Annotated in this window: 9 protein-coding genes; 6 read left to right on the plus strand and 3 right to left on the minus strand. The window is 56.9% G+C overall.

Annotated elements, in window-relative coordinates:
- The 3 genes from xdhC to RM190_RS23085 all read left to right on the plus strand — a co-directional run.
- Positions 1–700, plus strand: a 700-nt coding sequence (gene xdhC / locus RM190_RS23075; protein WP_311761832.1) for a xanthine dehydrogenase accessory protein XdhC, incomplete at its 5' end; no start/stop codon positions are given.
- Positions 688–1962 carry a guanine deaminase gene (guaD, locus tag RM190_RS23080; RefSeq protein ID WP_311761833.1) on the plus strand — a complete coding sequence of 425 codons (1275 nt, stop codon included), beginning with the start codon at positions 688–690 and terminating at the stop codon, positions 1960–1962. The genes xdhC and guaD, both read left to right, overlap by 13 nt.
- A 53-nt stretch (positions 1963–2015) precedes the next feature.
- Positions 2016–2378, plus strand: a complete 363-nt coding sequence (locus RM190_RS23085) for a hypothetical protein (protein WP_311761834.1) — start codon at positions 2016–2018, stop codon at positions 2376–2378.
- 492 nt (positions 2379–2870) lie between these two features.
- Here RM190_RS23085 and RM190_RS23090 read toward each other — a convergent pair whose 3' ends face one another.
- The gene (locus RM190_RS23090; protein WP_311761835.1) at positions 2871–4016 is read right to left on the minus strand and encodes a DUF4268 domain-containing protein; all 1146 of its coding nucleotides are present in this window, start codon (positions 4014–4016) and stop codon (positions 2871–2873) included.
- 323 nt (positions 4017–4339) lie between these two features.
- On the opposite strand from RM190_RS23090, the gene RM190_RS23095 reads away from it, so the two are divergent.
- From RM190_RS23095 to RM190_RS23105, 3 genes are all read left to right on the plus strand, one after another.
- Positions 4340–4852: a GNAT family N-acetyltransferase gene (locus RM190_RS23095; protein WP_311761836.1), complete on the plus strand. Its 513-nt coding sequence runs from the start codon at positions 4340–4342 to the stop codon at positions 4850–4852.
- A 190-nt stretch (positions 4853–5042) separates the two neighbouring features.
- Entirely contained in the window at positions 5043–5492 is a 450-nt protein-coding gene (locus tag RM190_RS23100; RefSeq protein WP_311761837.1) for a hypothetical protein, read from the plus strand.
- Positions 5493–5591: 99 nt separating this feature from the next.
- Entirely contained in the window at positions 5592–6167 is a 576-nt protein-coding gene (locus tag RM190_RS23105) for a hypothetical protein (protein ID WP_311761838.1), read from the plus strand.
- 208 nt (positions 6168–6375) lie between these two features.
- Here RM190_RS23105 and RM190_RS23110 read toward each other — a convergent pair whose 3' ends face one another.
- Positions 6376–6918, minus strand: coding sequence for an HNH endonuclease (locus tag RM190_RS23110; RefSeq protein WP_311761839.1), 543 nt, complete (start codon positions 6916–6918; stop codon positions 6376–6378).
- Between the two features lie 232 nt (positions 6919–7150).
- On the minus strand, positions 7151–7925 hold a 775-nt coding region (locus tag RM190_RS23115; RefSeq protein ID WP_311761840.1), incomplete at its 5' end, for a hypothetical protein.

The following is a 7925-nucleotide window of genomic DNA, read 5'->3' on the forward strand; positions in this document are numbered from 1 at the left end:
CGAAACCGGCGCCATCATGATCGTGACGCCCAAAGCCATCCAAGGAACCATCGGCGGCGGGCAACTCGAATACATGGCAATCGACCGCGCACGGCAAATGCTCGCACGCGGAGAGACGCAGGCGCGGATGGACGTCCCCCTCGGGCCCGAAATCGGGCAATGCTGCGGCGGACGGGTCGAACTCGCCCTGACCCGCATCACCGAGGCGCCCGCCGCCCCCGAGCATCCCGTGGTCCAGATCTTCGGCGCTGGCCATGTCGGGCGGGCGCTCTCGCGTGCCTTGGCGCTGCTGCCGCTGCGCCCGATCCTGATCGACCAGCGCGCGGACGAACTTGCCCTTGCGCGCGGCGAGACCATCCTGACCCCCCTGCCCGAGACCGAGATCCGCAATGCGCCATTCGGCACCTCCTTCATCGTGCTGACCCATGACCACGCGCTCGACTTTCTTCTCGCCTCCGAGGCGCTGAGGCGCATGGACGCGCCATATATCGGCATGATCGGCAGCCAGACGAAGCTCGCGCAGTTCCGCCGCTTCGCCCGCGCCCAGGGCCTCGACACGGACCGACTGACCTGCCCCATCGGTGCCGGCCACTCGCGCGACAAGCGCCCCGAGGTCATCGCCGCCTTCACCGCAGCCGAGATCATCGGCCGCCTGACCCAAACCATACCCGAGTTCCACAAACACTCATGCGACAACTGATCCGGGGGCGAACGCTCTCTTTCCACGCCGACCCGGTCGAGGTCGAGAACGCGTTCACCTATCATGAGGATGGTGCGGTCCTTGTCGAAGATGGCAAGATCGTCGCGACGGGCGATTATGCCACGCTGCGGGCCGATGGCCTGCCCGAGATCGACCACCGGCCGAACCTGATCCTGCCGGGCTTCATCGACACCCATATCCATTTCCCGCAGGTGCAGGTGGTGGCAAGTTGGGGCGCACAGCTTCTGGACTGGCTGAACACCTATACTTTCCCCGAGGAGGCGCGCTTTTCCCAGCAGGGACACGCACCCGCCATGGCCGAGAAGTTTCTGGACCTGCTGGTCCACCATGGCACCACGACGGCGGTCGCCTTCTGCTCGGTCCATCCGCAATCGGCCGAGGCGCTGTTCTCGGCGGCCGAGGCGCGAAACATGGCCATGATTGCCGGCAAGGTGATGATGGACAGGAACGCGCCCGAGGCGGTGCTCGACACCCCCCAGCAGGGCTATGACGACAGCAAGGCGTTGATCGAAAAGTGGCACGGGCGCGGGCGGCAACGCTATGCGATCACCCCGCGCTTCGCGATCACCTCGACCCCCCAGCAGATGGAGATGGCGGGCCAGCTTGCCCGTGAACATCCCGACTGTCACATCCAGACGCATCTGAGCGAGAACCTGGACGAGATCGCCTTTACCCTGAGCCTTTACCCCAAGGCGCGGGATTACCTGGACATCTATGAAACCTACGGGCTGCTGGGCGACAAGATCCTGCTCGGCCACTCGATCCACCTGGAAGAGCGCGAGATCGCGCGCATGGCCGAGACGGGCAGCCATCCGGTCTTTTGCCCGACCTCGAACCTGTTCCTGGGATCGGGACTGTTCGACGAAGGCGGTCTGCGCGCCCGCGGCATCCGCGCCGGGATCGCGACAGATATCGGCGGCGGCACCAGCTATTCGATGCTGCAGACGATGAACGAGGGCTACAAGATCCTGCAACTGCGGGGCCAGAAGCTGCATCCCTTTGCCGCGTTCCATTGGGCGACGCGCGGCAATGCACTGGTTCTGGGGATGGAGGACCGTATCGGCACCCTCGCCGCCGGCACCGACGCCGACCTGGTGGTTCTGAACAGCCGCGCGACCCCGGCAATGACCTTGCGGATGGAACGCGCGACCACGCTGGCCGAGGAACTGTTCATCCTGCAGATCATGGGCGACGACCGCGCCATCGCGCAGACCTATGTCGCGGGAAAACCGATGCTCTAGGCCACAGGTTTCACATAAAGCCAAAGAAAGCAAATGAGTTCAATCTGGAAATCATGCCCTACCTCTATACTGCCCATCATGACTCGGCGCGGATCAACAAGCATTATGACTTATGCGAGAAGAGCCAAGATCCATATGTCATCTGCCAAGTTCGCGGCACCAAGGCAGATGTGATATTCGACATTGCCTCATTGGATCAAAATCAACGGGCCGTGCTCGACGTTGACGTCGCAGAGATAGCGAAAGATCTGGGGCCGCTGATTGCAAGGCATACAAGGCTGAAAGATAAAGACCTCGTGTCAGCTCACGATATTACGATCCGGGATCTTCCCATAGAGCCAGCAAAAGCGCTGGCAGAGGATCTGTTCAACTTCTACGCGGCCCGCCTCCGCAAGACTAAGCGGGATTTTTCATAGAACTGTATAGCTACCCTTCGATGTCGAAGATCTTGGAAGGTCGGGTCACCCACTCGGCCTTTCGTATGCATGCCTTCCGTGGCTGCAGATGCTGACCTGCCGTGGGATCCAGTTGCGACTCGAATCCGGTGGCCCTTTGCTCTGCCTACGTTTTCTGGCCCGCCTTAAGCTGGAGCCTCCGGGCTTCTGCGCTGCTCCCGGATATCCTCCAGAACTGCCCGGAGGGCAACAACGTTGCCGTGGATGTCGCTGATGACCGCCAAAGCGCCCTGCATGAGGTTTCCAGAAATTTCCTTTGGGTGGCCATGATCCAGCTTCGGCAGACAGAAAATTAGGTTGTTTCATTAAGGCGATGATGGAAAAGACAACAAGGCAGTGTCCACTGCACCCCATGCGACGGCCGTTGTTCGCCTTCGATAAACTGCAGGGACAGCGGGGCAATCCTACCCCTCATCTCGTCGCTCATCGGTAGCCGCGCGGTGCAGCGGCGGTCTAGGCATCGTCCTCGCTCTCCCCCGCAAACGACAATCCAGCGGCGACTTCGAGCAAGGCCGGCTTGAGAGCGGGACCGAACTTCTGAAATGTCTCTGACATCCAGGCAGCCATGGCGGGCCACTCGCCCGGATCGAATCCGGAGAAATTCTGCGATGTCGCGATCATGCTCTGGATGCCATCATCCTTCCTCAGCCAGAGAAGAGGGCCGCCGAACTTGCCCTCGATCTCCTCCTTGCGGGCGTGAAGCGCATCAAAGAGGCGCTTGTTCTCTGCCTGGTCCTTGTTGACCATGGTCAGGCCCACCCGCGCCTCCTGCTGCGTGAAGGACAGCAGGAAATGGACTTTCGACACTCCGGTGCTTCCCCAGAGCCAGTTGTTCTTGCTCGGGCTCAGATTGGAGAAGATCGCAAGGCGGTCATCGCGCATTCTTTGGAGCGCCAGCGTCCAATAGCCCATGCGCATGTCGTGGCGCCGCATCTGGCCTTCCGCATTGGCACTCTCCTCGACCTCCTTGGCCGCGAGGTTGACCATGTATTCGGCGGCCTCGCGTGGCGGAATGATCTGTTGCAGGTCGAGAAGGATCTCTTCCCCGAAGCTGAACGGTTGGACCCGGAAGCACTTGGCGTTGACCCCGCGCCCGATCAGCCAGAGCACGGTCGCCGTCACCTCCTTGCGGAAATTGGCCGCAATGAAGATCAGGCGCTCGGTGTTCCTGCGGTTGAGCTCGGCATCGCTGATGTCCTCGACCTCGAGGAACTCGCAGATCCGTTGCGCCGCGGACCCGCCGCCTTCATATCTGTCGAGATATTGCTGGTAGATGTCGACCAGCTGCCTGGTCTTCAGGGCCGAGACATAGGCCGTGTATTTCAACGCCTGCCAGGTCACGTCGCGCCCGGAATCGTCGAGCTTGTTCTCGATGATGACGAGGTTGCCATCCCTGTCCAGTGCCAGGAGATCGAGGCGCTCCCGCGTCTCGTCGAAACCGTCGAACTCCTTCTGGATGATCAGGAGATCTTCGCCGAGCGCATCCGGCTGATGGACGAGCCATTCCTGCAGATGCTCCCGCTCGCGGAAGCCAAGCTCGCCAAAGCGCTTCCGGGAAAGGGGGGAGATGCGGTTCAGGTTGCGATCGACTCGGAACAAGGGCGCTCTCCTTGCTGTCCCCACCGACGCTACGTCCCGCCGCGGCTTCGCGCAATTCCCAAGCCAGGAGAGAGGCTTCGACCGCCCGGGTGACGCTGTTCTCCGAATGGCTGTTAGTCCGAAGGATCTGTTGATCCCGGCTCATGCCCCTGCCGCCGGCGCCGTCCTCGTGACTGACAATACGGGGGAGTTTTCCCGCATTCGCGGCCTGCAGGTCGAAAGCCGGGTCAGGTATCCAGATCCTATGCAGAGATGCGGTCATTGCTGCCGCTAACCAACAGCCCTAGACTCCGAGGAACATCAATGATGTCGGAACACGATGCATGAGCCTTCGCTTAGCGCGCCCATCTGACGCGCCTATCCTTGCCGCAATTTCAATCGAGGTTTGGCTAGGAACCTATATCCGGCAGGGCGTAAATGCATTTTTCGCGGAATTCGCCCTGAACGAGTTCACAGCGCCCAAGCTTACCGCCATTCTCGAAGATCCGAGCGAACATGTGATCGTATCAGAAAACAAGGACGGGCTAGACGGGTTCATTCGTATCACCCACGGCAAGGTAGCCCCTGTAACGGGCTGCTCTTCATTGGAGATCTCGACCCTTTACGTTCAGCCGCGCCACCACGGAAGAGGACTAGGAAGGGCGCTGTTAGAGCAGGGTTTGCTTTATGCAAAGTCTGTCGATGCCCCATCGGTCTGGTTGACCACCAATTCCGAGAACATCCCAGCGATAGCCTTCTACTTGAAACAGGGTTTCGAAATGGTCGGGACGACGCACTTCCGTATCGATGAGCAAGCCTACCTCAATGATGTGTTCAGACGTATCGTCGCCCGGTAGTTCTACGAACGCCCGATTGCCCGCTAAGAGCTCCGTGCGTCGACCCGGCCTTCCGAACCCGCCAACGGTGTGGCCCGGCCGGCCAGGGCCATCGATGCGGACGAAGCGGTCGGCCACGACCACAAGCGCTTGCAGTTGACGGCAATAGTTCATATCGCTCTTAAACAATTTGCTGCAGAAGGAGCCAGTGTTGAGTGGTTTGCTGATAGGAGACAGCGCGTTCAGGACATTTTACGCTGTAATGCTCATTGGCACCGCACTCTTTGATCTGATGGCGATCGCGATATTGACGGGGATAATTCAAGGCGAGCCACTGGTAACCCCTGTGATTTTGGTGTTCGGAGGGATCTGTCTCATTGTGCTTATCCCTATTGCTGGCCTCGCTTTATTGGTTCCATCCGCGCTTACCTTCATGACCACCGTCAAACAGCTCGAACATAGGTTCGGCAGACATCGGGCAATTCAGCTTGCTGCTATCCTGACGACCGCTTTGGCAAGCGGATTGTTTGCGCTTGTGGCATCCGGGTTCGGGCGCAACTTCGATAATATAGGCATACCGATTTCTGCCATTTCCCTGCTGGGCATGTTTTGGGCCCCGCGAATCGCGCTGTGGGCCCACGACAAACGAGCGGCAGCTTAGGCCTCTGTGCGTCAACCTGGCCTTCCGAACCCGCCAACGGTGTGGTCTGGCCGGCCAGGGCAGCGATGCGGACGTCCGCACTTGTCAACTGGATATTGCATGAACGCGCTGTATCATGGGTGTGAAATCAAGATCAAAGAGTTCAACATCGATGCTATCAGTTGCACATTGGAGTGGGTAAATTTGCTGTGCACAGAGAGGAATATGGCCGCTGAAGAAATTTGGGGTATTGGGACCCCAAGTGAAGAAAATATGGAGATTATAGTGAGTCAGGGTTATTTCCCTGCCTTGAACTGGGAGTGGTTCCGCCAGAAATATCCGAAGATAGAGTATGCCGTCGCGACCGAAATGTTCCTATGCGCACTGCATCGTGCCATAGAGAAGAAAGAACTTTACGTTCTGCGACCTCCGCATGTTGACAATCCTCTCATCGGAACGAAGTTGATCGGAAACATTATTACTGGACAGCGCGAGGACTACTGGATAGCCGAGGCAGATGAGGTTGTTCATTACTTCAGACAGTATTGGCCTCTCGTTGAACTCCAAGATCAATCGCTTCTCGATTATTTCTTTAAAAATTATCCTCTCTTTTGTTTCCCGGTGTCAGAGTATGACAGGGTATTAATACCCGATCTTCCAGAAATTGATTGGAACGACTGCTTCCTTTTCCCGTAGAGCAGGCTTCCATCGTCCGCAAAGGGCTCTGTGCGTCGACCTGGCCTTCCGAACCCGCCAACGGTGTGGTCTGGCCGGCCAGGGCAGCGATGCGGACAAAGCTGCCGCTCGTTTTGAGGGCCACTGCGGTAGTGGTCGATCGAATTTCGGGACGAAGCCGTCATTCAAGTGCCTAAAATCGTATAGAACCCATCGCTGCGCCTTCAGATTAACCTTTGGCTTTGTCTCGTATATCTGCCGCGAGCCTGTCTGCTTCTGCCATCAACTCGAAGATTTTGGTTCTAATTTCGAGAAACCGCTTCATCTCATCTGTTACCTCATGCCTCATCACTGCGGTTCCAATCGACTTGATGTCATCTTCTCGCAAGAATTCCGCCAATCTCGACGCCCGCTCGCTTTTGTCTGAAGGGTTCCGTATTTCTAAAAAATCTTGCCAAGCCTTTTGACCCTTGCTCTCATTGCATGTTCTACAACACGGAACGAGATTGCGTATTCTGTGCCCGTGTCCAGAGAACTCGCCCTTCACAACTCGGTTAAATACGTGATCCCATGTTGCGGCATCAGCACCACAGTAAACGCATTTCAGATCGCCATCGGGATCTTGTCCAAGATCGCGAATAGCTTTGGAGACAGCTTCTTGGTCATATGCATCGAAAGGCGCAAGGGCCGAAGCGAAGGCATTCGCGAATGTGCTCTTGCGTCCCATGATCGTTGACGGGCGCAGATACTTCTTTATACTCGCGGCCTTCATTCTAGTCCTCGGTGATGAATTAAAGAAACTCTACGACGTGTGGCCAACGCGCAGGAATGGTCGATCAAAGAGAGGCCATGCGCCCCGCCTTATTGGGGATGGATGAGGAGAAGATAGGAATGGTAGCGCCCTGGCCTTAATCAACCCGCGCCCCCGTTCGGCCCTACTCCGCAGTAATTCGGAATAAGAAACTATCCGGCAGCTCGAGGAGCAACTGGATCTGCTGACACGGTCAGTAAAAGTAAGGCCGGAGCCACGTCACCGCTCCTATCGCTGCAGCTGGAAGTTGAGGCAAAAGGGCATTAACCCACACCCAACGAGCGAGCTTCCCTCTAGCAGCCTCTTCGTCATCAAGAAGATCTTTATCAGGCTGAGTGATGGACAGCGATGCGGCAGTGCGGATGCACATGAGCTTTCGTTGAAGTCTTTCAATTAGTGGCGTGGTTAAAAAATGTGCTGCATACATGAGTAGAATAAATACAGCAATTTTTCCTGAATTTATCGGTTCAAAAGTCCAAACCGCCTTACCGAACGTTGCAACCGCGATGATGCATGCAGAAATTAGTCTGACGACTCCTGAAACATACATTTTAGCGAATTTCGAAACCCGTTCTGCAAATGGCTCTGGGTGTTTGGGCAGAGCATCATACCACGACGAAATAGCTCTACCAAAGGTCCTAGCCACAGACATATCTGTGAACTCAACCTCCCATCTAGCAGTCGACATTCTCGACATCATTAGGAATTCGAATTCATCAAAGTCTTCGCCAGCATTCCTATGCTTTTGTAGACTGCAGAGCTCATTTCGAAGCCCAACAGTAATTTTATAAGCTCCTGGATTATCTGCGTAAGGCAGCTTTATCAAAAAGTTGTAAACTAATTCTACATCCGTGGTCACATTTGGAATATCCGGGCCATGGATTCTGAATTTCTCCATACCGGACGTAACCATCCGGCGTAGGCCGCGGCAGCGATGCTCAGGGGGCGCCCTTGGGCGCTTTGGGTTT

The organism is Paracoccus broussonetiae, from assembly GCF_031854425.1.
GTDB classification, from domain to species: Bacteria; Pseudomonadota; Alphaproteobacteria; order Rhodobacterales; family Rhodobacteraceae; genus Paracoccus; species Paracoccus broussonetiae.

What these genes read in the sequence shown, in the direction of transcription:
- guaD (WP_311761833.1), top strand. Translation starts at nt 688, where the DNA reads ATGCGACAACTGATCCGGGGGCGAACGCTCTCTTTCCACGCCGACCCG.
- RM190_RS23085 (WP_311761834.1), top strand. Translation starts at nt 2,016, where the DNA reads ATGCCCTACCTCTATACTGCCCATCATGACTCGGCGCGGATCAACAAG.
- RM190_RS23095 (WP_311761836.1), top strand. Translation starts at nt 4,340, where the DNA reads ATGAGCCTTCGCTTAGCGCGCCCATCTGACGCGCCTATCCTTGCCGCA.
- RM190_RS23105 (WP_311761838.1), top strand. Translation starts at nt 5,592, where the DNA reads ATGAACGCGCTGTATCATGGGTGTGAAATCAAGATCAAAGAGTTCAAC.
- RM190_RS23110 (WP_311761839.1), bottom strand. Translation starts at nt 6,918, where the DNA reads ATGAAGGCCGCGAGTATAAAGAAGTATCTGCGCCCGTCAACGATCATG.